Genomic DNA, 23,806 nt, shown 5'->3' on the forward strand with positions numbered 1-23,806 from the left:
AGCTAATTCACAGATTGCGAAAATAATTGATTTACTTTGTTTATTATTTACTTAATTTCTACAATTATTTATGTCATTTTGAAATCTTTCTTAGTTTTTATTAGTAAATAAGATGCGTTTGCCCTGGTTCCATCCCCATCTTCACAAAGGAAGATGTCGCGGTTAGGGAAAACTATAATATTGTCTGGATTATCTAGTACACCAGAATTGTTTGGTTCAATATATAGCTCAACGGTATTATTAGCGGGCGAATAACGCCATATCTGCCCATCTCCAGAACTACCTCCACTCTTGCAAGTGAAGTAGACATAACCACTGCCATAAAAGATGCCTTCCCCACCTGAAAACCTGGCCGCACCACTGTTATACCCTGCTGTTCTGACAGTATCAGATGTGGGATCAGGATTGCTAATCTGTACCCAGTTTACCGCCCTAGGCGTATTTTTTGGGAAACCCGTAGCTGTGTTGATTCCAGACGACCCCGTAATCCTTAAAGCGTATAGCGAACCGCCAGCACTCAGGTTGTTGCTTTGGTTGGGAATGAAGCGGTAGAAAAGCCCGTCCCCCCGGTCTTCCGTCATGTAGATATACCCTGTGTTGGGGTCTACAGCAGCAGCCTCGTGATTAAAACGCCCCATAGCGGTTAGTGGGACGGGAGTGACAAAAGTATTTGCACTACTGGGAACTTCAAACACATAACCATGCTTCTTGCCGTTATTGTTTTCAAAAGTTTCCTCGCAGGTTAACCATGACCCTGAAGGCGTAGGGCCACCGGCACAGTTGCGAATAGTTCCTGCTAGAACACCCCGATGTTCTACCAGGTTGCGGGAAGAATTAACAACCAATTTAGTACAGCCGCCTCTTGCATTTGAGTTGTACTTGCTGCCATTGGGAGCACCCACACCGTTCCCAGAAGTACCGAGTTCATGATTGCGAATTAGAATTGTATCGCCATTAGACCCGGCAAAAGCACCCATACCATCGTGACCACCCGGTACTAAATAACCATCATTCATCGTTTGGCCTGTTTCGGACAGTCTGCGGTAGGTGAATCCAGCTGGCAAATCTAATACTCCGTTGGGGTCGGCTACTAAATTGCCGTAGGGACCCGCAGCGATCGCAGGTTTAGCATAGAACGCTTGTAAAGGAGATAGAAGGACAGCACCTGTAGCCGATGCCCCTGCCAGGGTAAAAAACTGACGTCTCGATAGATTCAATGTATATTTCCTAATGTTTTGAACGAAGCTTAATTTGTTGCAAATAGACAGCCTTAATTATCTACGATGGGCAGGGTTTTTAAAATTAATAATCGGTTAAAAAAAGATTATCAAAAACATTAAAATAATGTAGAAAAACTACAATTTTCTAAAATGCATAAATAAACCAATTAAGATTAGGATTTTCAGAGATTGAAAACCTAGTAAAAATATAACTGCTTGTTAATAGCATTAAAATCCTATTTGGCAAAAATAATCCATCCGTAACTGCTATTTTTAATATTTAACTTAATATCAATAAATTATGAAATTTGAAGTTGAATATTAAAGGTCTAATAGGATGTTTTTTAAGTATTATGAACCAATAAATTAAAACTTTATAAGTTGTTTCAAAATTAAGCGAATTATGACTATATAAATCATGGATTCGCTGATTTAAAATAAAAGTTCATCATCTTGACTTAAGCGACAGTACAGGTTCCATCACTGCAAGCAGTAAGTTACCAGTCATCAGTTAACCGCTAAGTCATTTTCAAAAAATAATTCCATGCGATCGCCCCGCAGTCGAGTTACCCCATATTCAATGACATTACCTGTTTCATCAACGTTCACCGACTCCGCTAAAAGAATGGGTTGATTCAGGGATAGTTGTAGCCACTTTGCATCTTGAGGCTGAACTAGACGAGCAGAAACGCAAGTACTACGGCGTATATGATCGCATCCATATACCTGCTGTAAAAACTGAGATATTGATTGCTGTTCTTGCAAAATATTGATATTTTTCGGCTCTAAAAAATCAGGGAATCGCTTGAGTGGAAAATACCCAGTACCCACACTAATGGGTTCTTCATTTGCTAAACCTAAACGTTCAATTAACGCTACCGGCTCACCATAAGGAATTTCTAGCCCTCTAGCGATCGCATCATCCGCAGGTACTTCTAAAACACGTAGCAGTTGAAACCTCACTTGCCAACCCTGTGCTTTCAGCGTTTGGTTGTAACGCACTCGCTTACCAATCGCATAGCGGATGGTTTTAGCAGCTACAAAAGTTCCGCGTCCTCGGTCAACTCGTAACAATCCCTCGTCTTTTAGTAGAGCGATCGCTTGTCTAATGGTATGGCGATTAACTGAAAACTGTTCAGCTAAATTGGTTTCCGTCGGTAGTTGTTCCCCAATCTGATAAACCCCCTGATGAATATTTTGTCGGAGTTGGTCAGCAATCTGGACATAAATCGGCATTATTTCCTTCATGTATCAATTTTAGATTGTCAATTTGTCAGAATTGCGTTAATCTACTTTCATCTAGATGTCTAGACAAGTTAAGAATAGTTTAAAACAAAATACCACAAACCAACTTATGCCTACTGTGATGCAGCGACAAGCATGGATGGCAACATTAGCTAAAGCCGAGTTAGAGCTATTAGAAAAACTGGTAAACACATTAGATCATTTGCCCAACTATAGCTTTTTACGCTGCCCAGAAATCGGTCTAACAATGGTGCGGGGACGTGCTGGGGGTACAGGAGAGCCATTTAACTTAGGAGAAATTACCATGACTCGCTGTGTTGTGCAGTTAGAGAGCCAAGGAGATGAAGCAATCACTGGATTTGGTTATGTCGCGGGGCGATCGCACCGCCATGCAGAACTAGCTGCTGTTTGTGATGCGTTACTACAAACTCTAAATTGGCACGATCAGATTGAGGCTGAAGTAATTCAACCATTGCAAATAGAACACCAAAAGCAGCAGGAACTCAAGCAGCGTCAAGTAGCAGCCACTAAGGTCAATTTCTTTACGATGGTGAGGGGAGAAGGGTGAATCAATTAAAAATTAAAAATTAAAAAATTGGATTATTGATTAATGTCAAATATAGTTACACATTTACCTGGGTTTCAAGACTCAATTCATGATGCCCAAAGGACATTTCGGGCGTTGCTTGATGCTAATGCTCGACCAGGGACACCTTATTGGATAACTGCTGAGATGAGCGTGCCTTTGGGTTTAACGCCTGCTTGTGGGGCTGCTTGTTTGACATTGCTGGATTTGGATGTTGTGGTATGGCTACAGCCAACTTTTACAGATCAAGTGAGAGCTTGGTTGTTGTTCCATACTGGCTGTCGTTTCACGCAGTACTCAGAAGAAGCTGACTTTGCCTTAATTCAAGATTTGGCAGCGTTGCCAGAATTATCTATTTTTAACTGGGGGACAGGAGAAAAACCGGAAGCCTCAACAACATTATTGGTACAGGTGGAAAATTTGGAGATGGGACAGCCTGTGATGTTGACGGGCCCAGGAATTTTAGACCAACGAGCGATGTCTAACGACAAGCCGCTACGCGTCTACGCCCCGACACTTCCCGTCCATTTTTGGGATTTCTGGATGCAGAATCATCAAGCCTATCCACAAGGCATAGATGTATTTTTATTTACAGAAAATGCAGTAATGGGGCTACCACGAACTGCCCAACCAGAGGTGTACTATGACTCTTGATATTCGCATTGCTACCCGTGAGGATTGGCCTCTGTTGAATCAGCTTTATGCTGACATGGATGGTGAGTCACCCTTACCAAGCGATGATCTAGAAAGAATCTTGACAGAAATCGTACAAGTTCCTAACTACTACATTTATATTGCTTTTTTAAACCAACAACTTGTAGGTACTTTCAGCCTCCTCTATGCACCAACAGTGATGCACCGAGGCTATCACAAATTTGCAGTTTTAGATGCAGTAACAGTTACTTCTCAAATGCGAGGAGAGGGGATTGGTAGCCAGATGGTAAAAGCCGCGCTCCAATTTAGTGCTGAAGCTGGGTGTTATAAAGTCACGCTATCTTCAAATTTGAAACGAACTCGCACCCATCAATTCTACCAATCACTAGGATTCGAGCAGCATGGGTGGAGTTTTAAATGCTTAGTTCAGCCAAGTCAGCAGATCGAAAATTATTGATAATCAAAATATAAATAATGGAAATTTTAAAACCCGATTAAAGCCTAACTTTCTTAATAAAAAATTACAAATTACGAGTTACGAATTGAAAATTATGCCATACGTTGCAGTCAAAGGCGGTGAACAGGCAATTCAAAATGCAGAAGCTCTCCTGCAAAGCAGACGCAGAGGTGATCCTGCAATTCCTGAATTGACGCTAGACCAGATAGAACAACAGCTTTCGCTAGCAGTAGAACGGGTGATGTGTGAAGGTAGCTTATATGATCGGGAGTTAGCAGCCCTTGCTATTAAACAAGCTTGGGGTGATTTAGTAGAAGCAATTTTCTTGTTAAGAGCCTATCGGACAACACTACCCCGCTTCTATTATAGCCAGCCATTAGATACTAGCAAAATGCAGATTCAGCGCCGCATTTCTGCGATTTTTAAAGATGTACCAGGAGGACAAAGCTTAGGAACTACTTTCGACTACATCCACCGCCTACTAGACTTTAAGTTGATAGCAGAACGACAAATCCCGACAGCACCAGAAGCAGAAGCAATTACAGAACCAGTTCCGCGTGTAATTGACACTTTAGATCGTGAAGGCTTGATGCAAGCGGAAGAAGGGCAGGGGAGCAGGGGAGTAGGGGAGCAGGGGGAGCAAGTAAATAATGATTCTCCATTATCTCAACCATTTGATTTAACTCGTCAACCATTAACTTTTCCTGCTGGACGGGATGCGAGACTGCAAAATCTAGCGCGTGCAGATGAGGGTTTTTTGCTATCTCTGGCATATTCTACACAGCGAGGCTATGGGAGAAACCATCCTTTTGCTGGAGAGATTCGCATGGGGGAAGTAGAAGTCATCATTTGCCCAGAAGAATTGGGATTTGAAATAGCGATCGCAGATATTACTGTCACCGAAGTGCAAATGGTAAACCAGTTTAAAGGTAATAAAGAATTACCTGCTCAGTTTACCCGTGGCTATGGACTCACCTTTGGTTACAACGAACGTAAAGCGATGTCAATGGCGCTAGTAGATAGGGCAATGCGAGCAGAGGAATTAGGGGAAACAATTCAAGGCCCAGCCCAAAATGTCGAGTTTGTACTTTCCCACTCTGATAACGTGGAAGCACAAGGTTTTGTCCAACACCTTAAACTTCCACACTACATCGACTTTCAAGCAGAGTTAAATCTGGTGCGGAAAATCCGACAGCAGCAGCTAAATAATCAATCCTCAGAGCTAACTGTTGCGGCCCAAGAATCTCAGCCTTTAGAAAATAGTGATTTGGTTTTGGAACAAGCGAAATGATTACAGGAATTAACCATATTACTTTGTCTGTCTGCGACTTGGAGAAATCTTTTGATTTTTATACCAAAATTATAGGTTGTCAAGCGATCGCCAAATGGCAAACAGGTGTTTATTTACTGGCAGGTGACTTGTGGTTGTGCCTATCTTTAGATTTCAACATACGCACAAATCCTATGGACGAGTACACTCATATTGCTTTTAGTATCCCTGAAGATAAGTTTCCAGAATACAGCGATCGCCTGAAAGCTTTAGGAGTCAAACAGTGGAAGCAAAATACAAGTGAAGGCGATTCTATATATATTCTTGACCCCGATCACCACAAGCTGGAACTGCATATAGGTGATTTATCTTCCAGAATTGCCGCCACTCAAAAAGCTCCCTATAAAGGCATGAAAATTTTTAGTGAATCAGTTAACAGTCAAACAACACAAACTATTCAAATATCTTCAAAACTAACCAATACAAAAATTGCTATCCAAGGAGTAAATGTACTAACTCCCGATGGTTGGTTAAAAGATGCCACAGTTTTAATTGAAGATGGGAAATTTACCAACATTAATCAGGCTAGTAGTCCTAATGGATTTCATCTGGTAAATGCTCAAGGACTCCAAATGTTGCCAGGAATTATTGACTTACACGGCGATGCTTTTGAAAGGATGATTTGCCCTCGCCCTGGAGTTAACTTTCCTCTACCAATAGCGATCACAGATAATGACCGCAACCTCTTAGCATCCGGTATTACAACTTTTTACTGCTCAATCACCGACTCTTACGAACCAGGTTTACGCAGCCGAGATTCTGCCCGTACTTTAATTGACTTCATCTTAGGGACAGGAAAGGAAGTTTTAAATTGCAATCATCGCATTCATATTAGACATGAAGAGGCAAATATGGCCGGACATGAAGAATTGTGTGATTGGATGATATCCGGTCGTGTACATATTTTGTCTATCAACGATCACCTACCACCCCCAGGAAATCAAAAAAGATTGAGTCGATATCTCAATAGTGTGAAACAAAGATCCTCCATGTCCATAGAAGAAATTGAAGAATTAATCAACCAAGTAACAGCACGACGACATCAAGGAGACGTGCAAATAGAACAACTGGTGGATTTAGCTCATACCTACGGTATTACCCTCGCTTCTCACGATGATGATACCCCAGAGAAAGTAATACTAAGTCAACAACGCCGAGTAGCGATCGCAGAATTCCCCGCTACTGTAGACTTAGCTGCTAAGTCTCGTGAATATGGTGCAGCAGTTCTCATGGGTGCGCCTAACTTAGTGCGCGGTGGTTCTCACTTAGGTTTGATGAGTGTAGCTGAGGCAGTTAAAAATAACGTTATCGATTGTCTTTGCTCAGACTATCATTATCCTTCCTTGTTCTATGCACCCTTCAAACTCCAAGAATTAGGTTTAATGTCCTTTGAACAAGCATGGTCATTAGTTTCCAGCCAACCAGCAGAGGCGGCGGGGATAAGCGATCAAAAAGGTAAAATCGCTCCTGGTTTAGATGCTGATTTCCTGTTGATATCTCCTGATAATCCTTTACCATCTGCGATCGCTACGCTTGCTGTAGGCATAGCATCTGTTTATGTAACAGGTCAAGAAGTTGCCCGATATCACATCAAATAATTATGAAACCTACTATCGAAAGCATTGTTGAACTCTTCACCGAAAAGGGTTCCCAATCCTATGGTGCAGAAGCCGTCAGTCAGCTAGAACACGCCTTGCAATGTGCTAGCCTCGCTGAAATATCAGGCCAAAACCATGAATTGATTACTGCTTGTCTACTTCATGATTTAGGACATTTAATTCATAAGTTAGGTGATAATCCAGCCATCAAAGGCATAGACGATCAACATGAACATCGAGCCATTCCCTTACTATGTCAGATATTTGGGCCAGCAGTTACACAACCAATTAGGCTTCATGTCGTCGCCAAACGCTATCTTTGCTCAGTTGTTCCTGAATATTGGGATAGTCTTTCAGCCGCATCCAAACGCAGCTTAGAACTGCAAGGAGGCATATTTTCCCCTGAACAGGCAGAGAAATTTATTCAACAACCTTATGCCCAAGATGCTGTGCAGTTAAGGATTTATGACGATAAAGCCAAAATCACAAATTTGCCAACACCCGATTTAAACCACTTCACCCAATTTATAATCGCCTCTTTGATCTCGCCAATAAAATGACTATTTCTCCTAATCCCCATTACCCCTTATCCCCAGAGGGGGCCCCGAGTTCCCCAGAAACAGGCTTTAACTTTGCTTATTTAGACGAGCAAACAAAACGTTCAATTCGTCGCGCCTTGCTGAAAGCCGTTGCGATTCCAGGACATCAAATTCCATTTTCTTCCAGAGAAATGCCTATGTCTTACGGCTGGGGTACTGGTGGAATTCAGGTAACAGCTGCTGTGATTGGTCAAACTGATGTATTAAAAGTAATTGACCAAGGCGCAGACGATACCACTAACGCCGTTAATATTCGTCGCTTTTTTAAAAAAGTTTGTGGCGTAAAGACAACAGAACGCACACAAGAAGCAACTTTAATTCAGACTCGCCATCGCATACCCGAAACGCCACAACAGGAAGGACAAATTTTAGTTTACCAAGTACCAATACCCGAACCTTTACGCTGGCTAGAACCTTCATCTGTAGAGACAGGCAAAATGCACGCTCTAGAAGAATACGGAGCTATGTACGTCAAGCTGTACGAAGACATTACCATACATGGACATATTGCTACATCCTATGACTACCCGGTAATGGTGCATAACCGCTATTTGATGAGTCCTAGTCCGATCCCACGCTTTGATAATCCCAAAATGCAGATGAGTCCAGCATTGCAATTATTTGGTGCAGGTAGAGAAAAACGCATATATGCAATTCCACCTTATACCAAAGTTAAAAGCCTCGACTTTGAAGATCATCCCTTCACTGTAGAAAAATGGGATAAAGCCTGTGAGTTATGCGGTTCTACAGAAAGCTATTTAGATGAGGTAGTGATTGACGACCAAGGTGGGCGAATGTGGATCTGCTCAGATACAGACTACTGTAACAATTCAAAAGTAAAAATTTAAAACCGATGAAACCTCTTTTACAGGTTCACCAACTGAGTAAATCTTACGGTGCAATTAAAGCCTGCGATCGCATTTCTTTTAATCTTTATCCTGGGCAAGTTCTCGGTATTGTTGGAGAATCAGGTTCAGGTAAGTCTAGTTTGCTGAGTGCGATCGCTAATCATATTGCTGTCGATCAAGGTAATGTTACTTATAGTAGCCGTAACGGTGAAGACTTAGAAATTTTTCAACTTGCTGAAGCTAAACGGCGATTGTTGATGCGAACTGAGTGGGGCTTTGTGCAGCAAAATCCCCGTGATGGCCTGCAAATGAAAGTGAGTGCTGGAGCGAATATCGGCGAACGCTTACTAGATATTGGAATGCGACATTACGGCAATATTCGGGATGAGGCTTCCCATTGGCTACAACAAGTAGAAATTGACCCAGCCCGGATAGATAATTTGCCAATCCATTTTTCTGGAGGGATGCAACAAAGATTACAACTTGCCCGTGTGTTGGTGACACGTCCTCGGTTAATATTAATGGATGAACCGACGGGAGGGTTGGATGTGTCGGTGCAAGCGCGGTTATTAGATTTGTTGCGATCGCTTGTCCGTAATTTTAACCTCAGCGTAATTATAGTTACCCACGATATCGGCGTAGTCAGACTGCTGGCACACAGATTATTAGTTATGCAACAAGGACAGGTGGTGGAATCAGGTTTAACTGACCAAGTACTTGATGATCCACAACATCCATATACTCAATTACTAGTCAGCGCCGCTTTAACACCGTGAGTTTCTTAACAATGCAATTATTAACCGTTAATCATTGTCCAGTAAAGTTTTCTAGCCAAGCACTTTTGCAAGTTGAAAATTTGCGAAAAACTTTTACTCTGCATCAGCAAGGAGGCATTAATCTATCAGTGTTAGAAGGAGTATCTTTGAGCGTTAATGCCGGGGAATGCATCGCCCTTTCTGGAGCATCCGGGAGTGGGAAATCTACATTTATGCGCTGTTTATATGCTAACTATCGCGTTGATAGTGGTTCAGTCTGGATAAAACAACAGGAAGATTGGGTTGATTTGTGTCAACTTGCTCCCCACGAAATTTTAGCAGTCCGGCAGAAAACCATTGGATATGTCAGCCAGTTTTTAAGAGTAATTCCTAGAGTGCCAGCGTTAGAAGTTGCCGCAGAACCACTGTTGGAATTAGGGGTAGATATAGATGTTGCATATAACAAAGTTAAAGACTTATTTCATTACCTTAACCTCCCGGAAAGATTGTGGTCTCTTTCCCCTACTACCTTTTCTGGAGGCGAAAAGCAACGGGTAAATATTACTCGTGCTTTAGCAGTTGATTATCCCATTTTGCTATTGGATGAACCAACTTCAGCCCTAGACGCTACCAATCGCCAAGTAGTTATTGAACTGTTGCAAGAGAAAAAAGCTAAGGGCTGTGGCTTAATTGGCATTTTTCACGATGAAGAAGTGCGATCGCAACTTTGTAACCGCGAATTAATCTTTGGTAAGGATAATTGAACCATGAATGAACAGATCTACACTAACTATCGTCTGCAACTACCAGATCAAGAACTGCTAGGTACTTTAGTAGTGCGAGATGGATTGATTGCTGATATTCAACCAGGGATTGTGAGTCATGGTCAAAATGGTCAGGGAGATTATCTATTACCAGGATTGATTGAGTTACACACCGATAATCTCGAACGCTGTATGTCTCCCCGCCCCGGTATTCGTTGGCCTTTAGAAGCCGCAGCAGTTTATCATGACCGAGATTTAGCTAGTGCGGGAGTCACAACAGTATGCGATGCGATCGCAATTGGTGATGTGGCGGCTGGCTCTCCTCGCTTAACTAACTATGCGCCGATGATTGATGTCATTTCCCAAGCACAAGTCGCCGGACGCTTCTGTGTAGAACATCGCATTCATTTACGCTGTGAACTGGCTTTTGACAAGGTTTATGAGATTACAGCACAATACTCAGATCATCCTCTTTTATCAATGATTTCGCTGATGGATCATACTCCAGGTCAACGGCAGTTTACCCGGTTGGATAAGTTTAAAGAGTATTACATGGGAAAACACGGTGTTACTCCTGACAAAATTGACGAGTTCATCATCATTCGTCAGCAACAGCAACAACTATATGCACAAAAAAATCGTATGGCTTTAGTAGAACTTACCAAAACCAAAGGTATTTCCTTAGCAAGTCACGATGATGCTACTGTGGAACACGTCCAAGAAGCGGTTCAAGATGGAGTAGTGCTAGCTGAGTTCCCAACTACATTAGAAGCTGCCAAAGCAGCGCATAACTTAGGATTACAAGTTTTGATGGGTGCGCCTAATTTAGTTTTAGGTGGTTCTCACTCTGGTAACGTTTCAGCTATGGAACTTGTTTTGCACGATTTAGTTGATGTGATCTCTTCTGATTATGTTCCTCAAAGCTTATTGCAATCCATCTGGATAATTGCCCATAAGACTGGCAAGCCTATTTACCAAGCTATGCAATTATTTACCAGTAACCCAGCCAAAGCCATTAATCTATTTTGCGATCGCGGTAGTTTGGAGGTAGGAAAAAGAGCCGATGCGATCGCTGTTCATGATGATGGTATCATACCCCGTTTAAGTGCAACTATGTGCCGAGGCAATCGTATTTCTTAAGTTAAAAGTATTACATAAAAATGTAACTTTTATTGGCTATTTTATGCTGTCTTAGTTGGTTTAAGAGACGCAGTTACCGACGATGAATTATCTCTACCTTTTGACCACATTTCTCTGGAGATGATAATTCGATTGTTTGTATCATTTTAGTGTCGCGCAAGAAAAAGGCAAAGCCGAAGACCTTGTGAAGTATTTTGCTGCTAAGGGAAATCAAGATTTAGGAGTCGTCAAAGCCAAACGATTGCCAGTCTCCAAGCTGGATTTATCCCCTTTTCACGCACCCTCGCAGACATTAGTGCAATTATCTTAACCTCTCATCGATGCGGTAACTGTGGCTGCCCGTACTCCTCCACTTGTTCACTGGCTGATTGTGAATCAATTATTGCAATATTAATAACTTCTTAAGCCCTAATTAAACCCGATTTGGTAATTAATCTTGTTAATAACTAGATGGTTCTTATTTAGGTTTTTTATTCCCTTTTATTGTAGAAATCTCAACAAGGACTTTTTTTTATGGAGCATGTACATTTACAGGGCTTGCTATCCACTACAGCAAAGCGGCGACGCTTTCTGCTCGGTGCCGGCACATTGACCGCAAGCGCTATTGCTAGTCTTTGGACTCATAAAGTTGTTGCATTGTCAAGATTCTCTGCCTATCCCTTCAGCCTTGGTGTTGCTTCTGGTGATCCTTTACCAGATAGTATAGTGCTATGGACACGGCTGGCTCCAGATCCCTTAAATGGCGGTGGTATGCCGCAGGTTAATGTGCCAGTACGGTGGCAAGTTGCTTTGGATGAAAACATGAGAAAAGTTGTCCTACGGGGCGTGGCATTGGCAACCCCCGAATTAGCACATTCTGTTCATGTAAATGTACGTGGTTTAGAGCCTAACCGTTGGTATTGGTATCAGTTTAAAGTAGGTAATGAAGATAGTCCGATTGGTCGTACCCGTACTGCTCCGGCGATTGGCGCTAGCTTGAATCAGCTCAACTTTGCCTTTGTTACTTGCCAAAAATGGGAGGATGGTTTTTATTCTGCTTATCGCCGCCTAGCTGAAGAAGATTTAGATTTGGTTTTCCACTTGGGTGATTATATTTACGAATATGGCATCCCTGACAAAGGTGGTGTACGCAACGTTTCTTTACCTGAAGAGTTTAGAAAAGAAACGAATACCCTTGAGCAATACCGCCTTCGATATGCTCTATATAAAACTGACCCGGATTTACAAAAAGCTCACGCCTTGTTTCCTTTTACAGTCACCTGGGACGACCACGAAGTTGAAAATGACTATACTGATGACATTTCGGAAAACAACGATCCGATCAAGAAGTTTCTCAAAAGGCGTGCTGCTGCTTATAAGGCTTATTATGAGCATCAGCCACTGCGAGAATTTTCCCTACCACAGGGGCCAGATATGCTGATTTACCGTCGGCTAACCTTCGGTAATCTGGCGGAGTTTAGCGTACTTGATAGCCGCCAGTACCGCAGCGATCAGCCATGCGGTGACGGTGAAACACCCCGTTGCCCAGCAGCGCTAGATCCATTTAAAACCATGCTCGGTAATCAACAGGAGCGCTGGCTGTTGGATGGTCTTGATCGTTCTCAAGCACGTTGGAACATACTTGCTCAACAGGTGCTGATGGCAGAGCTAGATCATAAAATTGGGCCAGGCGAAATCTTTTGGAACGACTCATGGGATGGATATCCACTTGCACGTAATCGTGTTTTAAGTCACATCGCTAGCCGCCGGATTTCTAACCCAGTGGTGATTACTGGGGATTGGCATTCTACATTTGTTAATGACCTCAAGCTCGACTTTAAAGCTTCTAACTCTCCAACAGTGGCTACGGAGTTTGTCACTCCCTCTATTACTAGCAATGGTGATGCCAATGTCTACGGCCCCTACTATGGCCCGAAGATTCCAGAAAACCCACACATTAAGTTCTTTGATGGCGATCGCCGAGGTTACTTCCGAGTCAACCTTAACTATGAGCGCTGGCAGACTGACCTGCGTATTGTTACAACTGTGAGTCGTCCAGATGCGCCTGTATACACTTTCGCTTCTTTTGTTGTTGAGAATGGTCATCCAGGTGCCAAATTAGACTAGTATTTCAGCTTTTGCGTATTCAAATATTTGAATACGCAAAAGCAAATCAAGTGTAATCCCACTGTATTACTCCCTGATGAAGTAACAGAGTACTCCCATCGTACGCGCCCAACGTAGGTTCATGCCCCAGTTGAGGCAGGGAATATGGTCACTTATAAAAAGAAAACTCAAAAGCTCTTCCTCAAACGCCGTCAAATACGGTCGCTTCAACTCTCCCAGATGTTTCAACACAGCACTTGAGGCATCTTCTAAATTCTCGTTTTCCCGTAACCTCATGATGCGATAAGCCTAATGTAAATAATATATAACTCTTTTATCTTACTTGGCACTTCATTTAATTTTAGATAATCATCTAGATAATTACTAAATATTAATAAAATCTTTCCGACGTCTTAACCTCTTTTTATAAAATTAAAGCTATATTGTAATCGCTAACTTTTACTGATTTTCTGGAACTTTAACAGAAACAATTGGAATTTTTTAAAACAAATAAATAGTAACAAATGAAGAAGTCTCAATTTTTCAGAGCTATTCTACCTATTGCTGTACCAGCAGCAATATCTTTCGCTCTTCTTAATTATCTACAAAAGCCACTAACTGCCCAAACCTCAAGTATTCATTTGACAATGGGTAATCCTAGTAGCGCTGGCACTAGTTTCAGTAATTATTTATTAAGCAAATCTCAGTATGCAGTTTCTTATAACTGTTATAGAGGGACACCCAATTGGGTAAGTTGGCAACTAAACACATCATGGTTAGGAAGCGCACCTCGCCAAGATGATTTTCGTGCAGATACTACATTACCTTCAAGCTGCTACCAAGTCACTTCTTCTGATTACACTGGCAGTGGCTTTGACAGAGGACACATGGCTCCGTCCGCAGATAGGACAAATACTATTGCTAATAACTCTGCTACTTTTTTAATGACAAATATAATCCCTCAGTCACCTGATAATAATCAGGGGCCTTGGGCTGCACTAGAAAATTATTCTAGAGACTTAGTAAACCAGGGGAAAGAACTCTATATTATTTCTGGTTCTTACGGCACTGGTGGAACAGGTTCTAATGGAACAAAAAACACAATTGCTAATGGTAATGTTACAGTTCCGACCAGAACATGGAAAGTTATTGTAGTATTAAATTCATTAAATTCTGATGCTAGCAGCGTCACTACTAACACAAGAGTAATTGCTGTGAATATGCCTAATTCACAGGGAATTAGAAATAATGACTGGACAAACTACAGAGTTAGTGTTGATTCCATTGAGACAAACACTGGTTACAATTTGCTCTCTAATGTTTCTTCGTCTATTCAAAGTGTAATTGAGTCCAGAGTTGACAACTTGTAAGAATATTTAGCTCACTAAAAGCTTAAAGCCTGTCTATAAATACAGACAGGCTGATGATTACTGGGTTAGGTTTCTACAACTTTTGTCGAAATTCCAGCTAAATCCGCAGATGGAGTTTTACCAATAATATAGATATCAAGGTTTATCGTACCTATGCGATAAACCTTGATATTAGTGAGGTGATCTTTTAATATTTTGACAAGTGATTTAAATTTGGGCACATTTTGTTTTTGTATTTCATCGTGCCATTCTTTTTCCTCACCACAGTTACGAAATATATAATCTAGTTCTACTTCTTCAATTGATGTTTCTAGAGAATGTCCTGTTAACTGGAGGAGTTTTTGAGCGGTCATTGGTTCTTGTGCTTGATTAGACCACAAAAAAGCTTCAAAAGGATATTCTGATTCACTTATCATTAACAAACCATCGGAGGCTTGTTTAAGTTTTTCTGTAATCTCTTTAGTCATAAATTTTGTTTATGGTTATGAGCATTGATTTTTGAGTTTGCCAATCAGAGAATTAAGATTGATCTCAATGGGCCAACCTTGAGGAAGATTTGCAGAATTATATCCTCTGTCTTTCAATCCTTGAATAAATTGGTTGCGGATGTATGCAGTATCAAAAGTTTCAAGCCCATCAAAATAAGCATCAGTTAGGTGAGCGGGGTCTAAAGCCATTTCACCTTTATATACTGCACCATCATTTGAATCATCCCAACCCCAGGGCAAACGCATCTAAAGTATAAGAATCCTTTAATAGCAAGGGTTTCGGCGTTTTTAAATTTAGCCTATTTTTTCGTCAATATCCTTACCCAGTAAGGGTTTCAGAAATACCGTGCGTTCGCCCTGATCCCAACCCCAAGGGGTATTAGCAGAATTTGTACTGCAAGTTGGTGTATCAGAGCCACATCCACCACTCGAATCTCCCTTGAAAGTTCCCCAACTAGCGAAAGTTAAGGCTGAAGAACTTGATAAAGAAGCTTCATTTAATTGATGTTGCCACATTCCTGCTTCAGCAAAAACATCAACTAATTGATACTGTACATCGCGGTCATTTCCTGAAGCAGGAAGTTCTGCTGTAGTTTGGGAAGGATAATAAATAATCCCATCTTCGCTACTTGCACCCTTAAAGTTTCCAGCATCAGGCCAAGCTTTTAGTCCATGACCTTTAGCTTCTTGAGTTGTTAATGGGTGCAATGAACCACTGTAACTATTCATTGTCAGTGTACCATCAATACTTTCTGCACCATTGCGTAAAGGACTACCAGTTGGAGTGTAAGAATAGAAATCGTTATGAAATACAGTGACAACGCCTTCTAATTTACCAAAAGCTGAACCGTCCTTACGGACAATTGTAAGTAAACCCTCTAAATCATTTTCGTGTTCTTGATCAAAAGGAATATCAGTCCAGTCTTGAGGATGGTAAAAGGAATATGTAATGAACCAATGAGTACAAGTTTCAGCTACAGAATAGTAACCATGAGAGGAGAGAGGAAATTGAAAAAGGTTATCCCAGTTATTTGTTCCTCGCCAATCGCTATCATAATCAAATCGCGTTATGTAGTCTGCACTATACTTAGTACTGTCTGTGTCTTGGTAGTGAATAGGCGCATGATATAAGGCTAAAGCCAAATCAGTGGCAGGTTGAGCAATTACTTTATTGTCTGTAAAAATACCAACTACTATTGCTACAAGAAGCCCCAGAGCTACAAGAAAAAGTTTTTTTAAACTCACGTCTCATCTTTGCTGATAAACAAGGCTGATAAACAAGATCAGCATAAAAGCTAATATTTAAGAATTGGTAATAGTTAGGTTATTCTGGAGCGATTACAAAGTTAAGATTTGTGTTGATACTCAAATTAATCATTTAGATTGAACTTAGTTGAAAAAATGACATGAACCACAGATTAGATGCGATGGGCTACGTTTGGCTTTGATAGTCTGCTTCTGTTACCTCAGCAATCGGAGCCATTGTCGCGATGCCAGCATTGTTGACCAAGATATCAAGCTGCCCAAAGCAGTTGATCGCTTCCTGGAACAAACGAAAGTAATCCCGCTTCGTTGTTAGTTGAAAATTCAGTTTCGGGTGGAGAAGTCAAAGCAGATCATGAGGGTGAAAGTTCAGCCGCGCCTGTCCTCAGTGCTGAAAAATGGTCGCATGAGGCGATTGTTGCAAGGTCAAAATATTTACCACTATCAGAAAAGAATCGCGCGATTGCAGCCTATACAAAAGCTCTAGAATTCAGAAATGGCAAAAGTTTTCGGAGAGTGACAGAAAAAGGGGATTCCTGTATGTAAAGTTATGTTAATAAAATTACTATTTTAGGCTCAAACTATTAACAATTAATAAGGTAAAAGTCTATACTACGCTACATTTTTAAGTATGAATAGACAAAATTGGAGACGCAACCGTGGTGTTCTACTTACGCCCAAGGGGTTGGAGAAACTTCAGCAAGCAAAGCATAAGTCGGAAGTGGAAGAAAATTTTGGAAACAGGTACACTCTCGAAGAAATGAGTGCAAAATCTGGATTATCCAGTGGTACAATTTCCAAAGTACTTAATTGCGAAGAAGGAGTTGACAAACGGACTTTTGAAGAGCTTTTTAAAACTTTTAATTTAAATCTAGATAAAAGCGATTATTTAAAGTCTAATACACGTATAGATTGGGGACAAGCTATATTTCCATCAGTTTTCTATGGACGTACAGAAGAACTTGCCACCCTAGAGCAATGGATTCTCAATGAGCGCTGCCGATTGTTAACATTGTTGGGAATGGGGGGCATTGGTAAAACAACTTTGTCTGTAAAGCTTGCTCAAAAGATTCAAGATAACTTTGAGTATGTTATCTGGCGATCACTACGAGAAGCTCCGCCACCTCAAGCCATTTTGGCCAGCTTGATCCAATTCCTATCTGACCAAGAGGTTTCACAAATTAACATACCAGCGACAGTAGGCGACGGAGTATCGCAGCTAATTGATTATTTACGCTCATCACGCTGTCTACTGATACTCGACAATGTAGAAGCAATTCTACGGAGTGGTAGTCGAGCCGGAATTTATCGAGAAGGATACGAGGAATATGCCGAAATCTTCAGGCGGGTGGGAGAAGCAAATCACATTAGCTGCTTGATACTGACTAGTCGAGAAAAACCCAAAGAAGTGGCATTCCTAGAAGGGCTTGGCTTACCCATTCGCTCATTTTTATTAAGTGGACTGAAGTCGGTAGACGGGCAGGAAATCTTTAAAATCAAGGGGTTATCCGAATCACAAGATGAATGGGTAGAAGTGATCGAATACTATGCAGGTAATCCATTAGCCTTAAAGATCGTTGCTACAACTATTCTTGATATTTTTGATGGAAATATTACTGAGTTTTTGCAACAAGGTACGACTGTTTTTGGAGACATTCACGAGATTTTAGAACAGCAGTTTGAGCGCTTATCAAATTTAGCAAAGGACATCATGTATTGGTTAGCGATTAATCGTGAGCCGATTTCACTCTCAGAATTACGAGAAGATATTGCTTCACCAATACCACCACCAAAATTACTAGAGGCTTTAGAGTCTTTAGGACGGCGATCGCTAATAGATAAAAGCAAAACCTTCTTCACACTACAACCTGTAATGATGGAGTTTGTAACTCAGCAATTGGTAGATAAAGTTTGTGAAGAGATTGGCACTCATAATTTTGAATTATTTAAAAGTCATACTCTGCTCAAGGCGACTGCGAAAGATTACGTCAGAGAAAATCAAATTCGCATGATCCTCAAACCGATTATTGATGGGCTAGCCACTGTCTTGAGAAGCAAAAGAAATATTGAAAATCATTTAACTCAAATTCTCGTAACTTTAAAAAAAAAATCTCTATTAGAATTAGAGTATACGGGTGGAAATATTCTGAATTTGCTTTGTTATTTAAATACAGATTTAAGCGGCTATGATTTTTCTTACCTGACTGTTTGGCAAGCAGACCTGCGAAATGTAAATTTGTATAATGCTTCTTTTGCTCACGCTAATCTCGCTAAATCTGTTTTTGCGGAAACCCTGAGTTGTTGTTTTTCCGTAACTTTCAGCCCCAATGAAAAGCTTCTAGCGACAAGCGATTCTAATGGTCAGATTCGCTTGTACCAAGTTGTGGATGGCAAGCAAATTCTAGCTTTAAATGGCCACACTGCTTGGGTTTGGTCAATCTGCTTTAGCCCTGATGGTAACATGATTGCCAGTGGTAGTGATGACCAAACAGTAATGCTGTGGAATGTTAACACTGGTGAAGGGCTAAGAACTTTGCGCGGTCACAGTGGTACAGTCCGTTCACTTGCCTTCTGTTCGTATGGTCAAACCCTGGCAAGTGCCAGTGAAGACCGGACGGTGAGATTATGGAATGTGGACACAGGGCACTGTTTAAACACCCTAGAAGGAAATAATAAGAGGATGTTGTCAGTCGCCTTTAGTCCAAATAATCCTACCATAGCTATTGGCAGTGAAGACCAAACAGTAATGCTGTGGAACATCAGCACTGCTAAATGCATCCATACTTTGCAGGGTCATACAGGCTGGGTTTGGTCGGTTGCCTTCAGCCCAGACGGTCGAATGTTGGCGAGTGGTTCTCATGACCATACAGTGAAATTGTGGGATGTGAGCACTGGGGAATGCCTCAAAACTCTCCAGGATCATACTAACTGGGTAAATTCAGTTGCCTTCAGTCCAGATAATCAAACCTTGGCTAGTGGCAGCGAGGATCAAACAGTCAAATTGTGGGATGTGAGCACTGGGGAATGCCTCAAAACTCTCCAGGGAGATTGGAATAGAGTATGGTCAGTAGCCTTTAGTCCTCAGAGTCAGACACTGGCTAGCGTCAATGATAATCAAACGTTGCGCTTATGGGATATCAGTACTGGACATTGTTTTAAAACTTTGCAGGGTTATAACAATAGAGTATGGTCAGTTGCATTTAATCCTCAAGGTACAATTCTTGCTAGTAGTAGCGAAGATCAAACAGTGAAACTGTGGGATGTTGATACTGGTGAATGTCTCAAGACTTTACGCGGGCATAGTAATCGGGTTACATCAGCCACCTTCAACCCTCAAGGTACCATGCTTGTTAGTAGCAGTGAAGACCAAACAGTGAAACTGTGGGATGTTGATACTGGTGAATGTCTTAAGACTTTGCGCGGGCATAGTAATCGAGTCACATCGGTCACCTTTAACCTTCAAGGTACAATTATTGCTAGTAGTAGTGGCGATCAAACAATAAGATTGTGGGACATTAATACTGGTGCTTGCCTTCATACCTTGCTGGGGCATACAGGTCTAGTCTGGTCAGTTGCTTTTAGCCAGGACGGCCAAACCCTGGCTAGTGGTTGTCATGATGAAACAGTAAGACTTTGGGATGTTAGCACTGGTCAATGCTTTCGGATCATACAGGATCATGGCTGGATATGGTCAGTCACATTTAATGTGGATGGTCGTGTGCTTGCTAGTGGCGGTGCGAATCAAACAATCAAGCTCTGGGATGTTAGTATCGGTGAGTGCCTTGGAATTTTGCGTGGGCATACTAATTGTGTCTACTCAATCGCCTTTAGCCCGGATGGTCGAATACTTGCTAGTAGTAGTGGAGATAAAACAGTCAAGCTCTGGGATGTCGTTACAACAAGCAGCCTCAGAACCTTGAATGAACATACCAAGTTAGTTTGGTCGATCGCTTTTAGCCCTCAAGGTAATATCTTAGCTAGTGGCTGTGAAGATGAGACAATAAAACTGTGGGATGTAGAGACAGGTAAATGTTTGAAAACTCTTAAAAGCTCTAGACCTTACGAAGGCATGAACATTTTTGGTGTCACAGGTTTAACTGAACCTCAAAAAAATGCTCTCAAAGATTTAGGGGCGGTTGAGTATCAAGCAGGGCAAACGCATCTGTCACTTGTTCCTAAGCCAATACATAACTTACAATCAGAACATCAAGGAACAGAACCTTAAAAATCTTATAACTAAGCTTGGCATAGAAGTGAAGTCTTTTGCTACAAAAGTAGTAGTGACCCCAACAAGCTCACAACGAGCGAACTCGGAATTTCGGAGGCGAAAGCTCTTAACAGAGCGCAATCAGAGCTTAGGTTCTCTCTAAACAGGTCGGAAGCGATTGATTTCACCGGAATACAGACTTGCATAGTACAAATTGCCATCTTCTCCAACAGAGATTTGTACAGGCACCCCTAAATTAGGTATGTCTTTACTGGAAGCAAATCGCTGAACTGAGACAACGATTTTACCTTGATCGTCGAATTTCACAGCATCGATAGTTCCTTGACTGGAATCAGCAAAGAATAAAGCGTCTTGATAGATTGAGGGGAAAGTAGTCTCTGTATAAAAGTCACCTACAATAATTGAATTAGAAGCAAAATGCTTGTAGGCGTAAGTTGGTGCTGTAACAGTTTCACCACTATTATAGAAGGCTTGGGCTGGAGCTAACGTAGAATATCTTAGTTCTCGTATATTGACGTAATTACCTTCTGAATCTATACCACCTTCAAAGTACGGCCACCCAAAGTTAGCTCCTGGTATTCCAACATTTAGTTCTTCCCAAGTAAACCAGCCAACATCACCAATATAAGGGGTATTGGTCTCCTCATCAATCGTGAAGCGGAAGGGGTTACGCAAACCGTAGTTATAAACTTTAGAACGATTGCTATCGGAGTCACCGTTGTAGAAAGGATTACTTGATAGACCATCACCAGTAATCGGGTCAATCCGTAAAAGCTTACCAGAAAGATTATCGATATCCTGGACGCGAATCGCTCGAGGATCTTCTCCATTGTAGGAAGTACCATCGCCTAAGCTAACAAACAAAGAACCATCAGTTCCAAAGCCCACAGTTCCAACTGAGTGAGATTCGCTATCGGTCGCAATAAAATCTTTGACATTTTGAACTTTATCAAGGTTATTCAGGTAATCCTGTATACTCGTAAATGGCTTACCAGTATCTTTGTTAAGGATTCCTGATGGTGCGTAGTCAAGGTTGACATTTGTGCTGTTGCCATCGGGATGACTAATATATTCCCAAATGCTATTATTGCCCAGTAGCACAACTTCGCTGCCAGCGATCGCAGTAGTGTAATTAGTGTTGGGATCAGCTGTTACCCGAATTAGTCGTCCAGCACGGTTTCCATTTAGGTCAGGGTTGTCCAGTGTGCTATCGGGATTGTTTTTGGGATTGTTTGGATTGGTTTCAGGTGGATCGTAGGTAAACAACAGGTAAACATAGTCGCTACCCTTGCCAAAATCTGGATGTACAGCGAGGCTTAACAAGCCGCGATCGTTCGTATCATTTACCTGTCCAGAAATATCGATAAATGGTGTTGATGATAAGGTGCCGTTGTTCAACACTCGCACTAAACCATTTTTCTGGGCAATGAACATCAGCTTATTGTCAGAACTCCAGCCAAAAGATGTAGGTTGAGTTAAACCAGAAGCCACCGATTCTAAAACAAAGTTACCTGGATCATCATCGGTAATAGTTATTGTTGTCTCTTGAGTACTTAATGTCACCCCAACTGCGTTACTAAACTTCAAAGTAAACGTTTCATTTGGTTCTGTAGTCGGATCATTTACAAGGTCTATAGAAATCGTCTTGGTAATTTCTCCGGCTAGAAAGTTCAAAGTTCCACATACAGCCTTGTAGTCAAATCCATCTGTACCAGTTCCATCCACGGTTGTATAGCTGACACTAGCAGTTTCTAAACTGTTACCCCGTGTAACTGTCACTGTAGCAGAACCATCTTTCTCGCTAACCACTGGCTGAGTAAACTCTATATCAGAACTATCATTATCTTGAATCGTAATTCCGATAGTTCTTTGGACTCCTAGTGTTGCTCCCTCTGGCTGATCGATCACAAAACTAAAGGTTTCATCTGGTTCTGCTAAGGAATTATCATTGATCGGAACAAAGACCTGTGTGCTGCTTTGTCCTGGTTCAAAAGTAATTGTTCCACTGGTTTCGACATCTGCAAAGCCGTAGTCAACTCCTACTGTGGCAGTACTAGAAAAGGTGGCATACTTAACTGTAGATATGCCGCTTAAATCACCACTCCGCAGCAGAGCAATGGATACAGCACCATCGGATTCGTTCACGTTTAAAGTACTAGAACCCGATCCTATAGTAATGGCGGTCTGAAGCGCTGGTGAATACAGTTGAGGCTGGGGAATAATTTCCTGTGTATTTGCTTGACTATATAGTTGAGACTGAGGAATAATTTCCTTGGTCTGAGAGGCGCTTGACCAAGACAGTTGGGAAACGGCATCGTAACCGTTTTCATAATATTCCAATTTAATATCGTACTTTTGACCTGCAATCAGTGCGATCGACCCACTATGTTCTGTGGTCGATTGATCGACAAACTGATCGATTAGCAGTTGATTATTTACCCACAGTCGCACACCATCATCACTACTGGTGTAGAAATTATAAACTTCGTCGTACTCGGCTTCTACTTGACCTGTCCGACGCGCTGAGAAGGTATCTGCTCCAATGAGCGGATCTGGAGAACTATTACCCCAGATGAAGTCTACATTTGGATCTATGCGAGTTACCTTCAGGTTAGTAAAGTCGATGTTGTCGTAATATTCTGCTTTGAGTCCCTCTCCCTGATAAACCAAGGCGCTAGCGCTAGCGTAAATACTTGGGTGTGCCTGATAGAGGGTTGCTGGAGATAATTCATCAACAATTACTGAACTTGTAGGTTTTGTTGAGAATTGATCAAGACCTGTATTCTGCAAATTATCCATTGAAATACATACCTCACAATATGGAGCTAAAACTAATGCTATTATTAAGTAGATTGGTGTAATTAAAGCTAACTAGCTAAGGCTATCTTTTGTCCTTTTTTGTCGTTAATTAGCAAGAATTTTAAGTACATTTACGTTTGTTAACATACTTGCTTTTTATGCCAACTTACTTAATAATTCAGGATTAATTGTTTTGTACTACAATTTGAAATTCAAAATGGGAGTTAATTTATTTATAGTTGCCTAGACGCTTAAGTAAGTCGGCGGGAAAATTTATAACTATGTAACAAAAGCTTAACCAGAGTCATGGGAGTTAAATTTAACACGGTGTGTACTGTAGTTTCCTTTTTTCCCTCTAGCTTGAACACCATCAATTA

The 23,806-nt window shown here is 41.4% G+C and carries 21 protein-coding genes and 2 pseudogenes; 16 read left to right on the forward strand and 7 right to left on the reverse strand.

Features of this window, described 5'->3' with window-relative positions:
* Positions 1-68: 68 nt before the first annotated feature.
* Together LC608_RS33005 and phnF are read right to left on the reverse strand one after the other, a co-directional pair.
* Positions 69-1,217, reverse strand: a complete 1,149-nt coding sequence (locus LC608_RS33005; protein WP_229557593.1) for an alkaline phosphatase PhoX — start codon at positions 1,215-1,217, stop codon at positions 69-71.
* Positions 1,218-1,727: 510 nt separating this feature from the next.
* On the reverse strand, positions 1,728-2,456 hold the full coding sequence (gene phnF, locus LC608_RS33010; protein WP_229557594.1) for a phosphonate metabolism transcriptional regulator PhnF: 729 nt from the start codon (positions 2,454-2,456) through the stop codon (positions 1,728-1,730).
* Between the two features lie 118 nt (positions 2,457-2,574).
* Here phnF and phnG point away from each other — a divergent pair, with 118 nt between their 5' ends.
* The 14 genes and pseudogenes from phnG to LC608_RS33075 all read left to right on the forward strand — a co-directional run bounded on the left by phnG (position 2,575) and on the right by LC608_RS33075 (position 14,651).
* Positions 2,575-3,033, forward strand: a complete 459-nt coding sequence (gene phnG, locus LC608_RS33015) for a phosphonate C-P lyase system protein PhnG (protein WP_229557613.1) — start codon at positions 2,575-2,577, stop codon at positions 3,031-3,033.
* A gap of 42 nt (positions 3,034-3,075) precedes the next feature.
* The gene (phnH, locus tag LC608_RS33020; RefSeq protein ID WP_229557595.1) at positions 3,076-3,705 is read left to right on the forward strand and encodes a phosphonate C-P lyase system protein PhnH; all 630 of its coding nucleotides are present in this window, start codon (positions 3,076-3,078) and stop codon (positions 3,703-3,705) included.
* Positions 3,695-4,162, forward strand: a complete 468-nt coding sequence (locus tag LC608_RS33025) for a GNAT family N-acetyltransferase (RefSeq protein ID WP_229557596.1) — start codon at positions 3,695-3,697, stop codon at positions 4,160-4,162. The genes phnH and LC608_RS33025 overlap by 11 nt, the downstream gene beginning before the upstream one ends.
* Before the next feature lie 94 nt (positions 4,163-4,256).
* Entirely contained in the window at positions 4,257-5,453 is a 1,197-nt protein-coding gene (locus LC608_RS33030) for a carbon-phosphorus lyase complex subunit PhnI (protein ID WP_229557597.1), read from the forward strand.
* A pseudogene (locus LC608_RS37735) lies at positions 5,450-5,854 on the forward strand (fosfomycin resistance glutathione transferase); the annotation flags it as partial. The gene LC608_RS33030 and the pseudogene LC608_RS37735, both read left to right, overlap by 4 nt.
* Positions 5,843-7,090, forward strand: coding sequence for an alpha-D-ribose 1-methylphosphonate 5-triphosphate diphosphatase (locus tag LC608_RS33035; RefSeq protein ID WP_374108483.1), 1,248 nt, complete (start codon positions 5,843-5,845; stop codon positions 7,088-7,090). The pseudogene LC608_RS37735 and the gene LC608_RS33035, both read left to right, overlap by 12 nt.
* A 2-nt stretch (positions 7,091-7,092) precedes the next feature.
* Positions 7,093-7,650 (forward strand): phosphonate degradation HD-domain oxygenase, encoded by a 558-nt coding sequence (locus LC608_RS33040; protein ID WP_229557599.1) that lies wholly within the window; start codon positions 7,093-7,095, stop codon positions 7,648-7,650.
* Complete coding sequence (locus tag LC608_RS33045) at positions 7,647-8,537, forward strand: alpha-D-ribose 1-methylphosphonate 5-phosphate C-P-lyase PhnJ (RefSeq protein WP_229557600.1); 891 nt, start codon at positions 7,647-7,649, stop codon at positions 8,535-8,537. The genes LC608_RS33040 and LC608_RS33045 overlap by 4 nt, the downstream gene beginning before the upstream one ends.
* A gap of 5 nt (positions 8,538-8,542) precedes the next feature.
* Complete coding sequence (gene phnK, locus LC608_RS33050; RefSeq protein WP_229557601.1) at positions 8,543-9,313, forward strand: phosphonate C-P lyase system protein PhnK; 771 nt, start codon at positions 8,543-8,545, stop codon at positions 9,311-9,313.
* An 11-nt stretch (positions 9,314-9,324) separates the two neighbouring features.
* A complete protein-coding gene (gene phnL / locus LC608_RS33055; protein WP_229557602.1) occupies positions 9,325-10,056 on the forward strand; it encodes a phosphonate C-P lyase system protein PhnL in 732 nt (243 codons plus the stop codon).
* Positions 10,057-10,059: 3 nt separating this feature from the next.
* A complete protein-coding gene (phnM, locus tag LC608_RS33060; RefSeq protein WP_229557603.1) occupies positions 10,060-11,196 on the forward strand; it encodes a phosphonate metabolism protein PhnM in 1,137 nt (378 codons plus the stop codon).
* 33 nt (positions 11,197-11,229) lie between these two features.
* Positions 11,230-11,470: pseudogene (locus LC608_RS33065) on the forward strand (IS4 family transposase); the annotation flags it as partial.
* Positions 11,471-11,709: 239 nt separating this feature from the next.
* Positions 11,710-13,302 (forward strand): alkaline phosphatase, encoded by a 1,593-nt coding sequence (locus LC608_RS33070; protein ID WP_229557604.1) that lies wholly within the window; start codon positions 11,710-11,712, stop codon positions 13,300-13,302.
* A gap of 503 nt (positions 13,303-13,805) precedes the next feature.
* Entirely contained in the window at positions 13,806-14,651 is an 846-nt protein-coding gene (locus LC608_RS33075) for a DNA/RNA non-specific endonuclease (protein ID WP_229557605.1), read from the forward strand.
* Positions 14,652-14,716: 65 nt separating this feature from the next.
* On the opposite strand, the gene LC608_RS33080 is transcribed toward LC608_RS33075, so the two are convergent.
* From LC608_RS33080 to LC608_RS33095, 4 genes are all read right to left on the reverse strand, one after another.
* A complete protein-coding gene (locus tag LC608_RS33080) occupies positions 14,717-15,118 on the reverse strand; it encodes a nuclease A inhibitor family protein (protein ID WP_229557606.1) in 402 nt (133 codons plus the stop codon).
* Positions 15,119-15,133: 15 nt separating this feature from the next.
* Positions 15,134-15,385: a hypothetical protein gene (locus tag LC608_RS33085; protein WP_229557607.1), complete on the reverse strand. Its 252-nt coding sequence runs from the start codon at positions 15,383-15,385 to the stop codon at positions 15,134-15,136.
* A gap of 48 nt (positions 15,386-15,433) precedes the next feature.
* Positions 15,434-16,384: a hypothetical protein gene (locus tag LC608_RS33090; protein ID WP_229557608.1), complete on the reverse strand. Its 951-nt coding sequence runs from the start codon at positions 16,382-16,384 to the stop codon at positions 15,434-15,436.
* A 187-nt stretch (positions 16,385-16,571) separates the two neighbouring features.
* On the reverse strand, positions 16,572-16,691 hold the full coding sequence (locus LC608_RS33095; RefSeq protein ID WP_229557609.1) for an SDR family NAD(P)-dependent oxidoreductase: 120 nt from the start codon (positions 16,689-16,691) through the stop codon (positions 16,572-16,574).
* A gap of 20 nt (positions 16,692-16,711) precedes the next feature.
* On the opposite strand from LC608_RS33095, the gene LC608_RS33100 reads away from it, so the two are divergent.
* Together LC608_RS33100 and LC608_RS33105 are read left to right on the forward strand one after the other, a co-directional pair.
* Positions 16,712-16,948, forward strand: a complete 237-nt coding sequence (locus LC608_RS33100) for a hypothetical protein (protein ID WP_229557610.1) — start codon at positions 16,712-16,714, stop codon at positions 16,946-16,948.
* A gap of 85 nt (positions 16,949-17,033) precedes the next feature.
* Positions 17,034-20,627 (forward strand): NB-ARC domain-containing protein, encoded by a 3,594-nt coding sequence (locus tag LC608_RS33105; RefSeq protein WP_229557611.1) that lies wholly within the window; start codon positions 17,034-17,036, stop codon positions 20,625-20,627.
* Positions 20,628-20,768: 141 nt separating this feature from the next.
* Here the strand turns inward: LC608_RS33105 and LC608_RS33110 are convergent, their stop codons facing one another.
* Positions 20,769-23,429: a Calx-beta domain-containing protein gene (locus LC608_RS33110; protein ID WP_229557612.1), complete on the reverse strand. Its 2,661-nt coding sequence runs from the start codon at positions 23,427-23,429 to the stop codon at positions 20,769-20,771.
* Positions 23,430-23,806 lie beyond the last annotated feature (377 nt).

Source organism: Nostoc sp. XA010, assembly GCF_020829625.1.
Lineage (GTDB): Bacteria > Cyanobacteriota > Cyanobacteriia > Cyanobacteriales > Nostocaceae > Nostoc.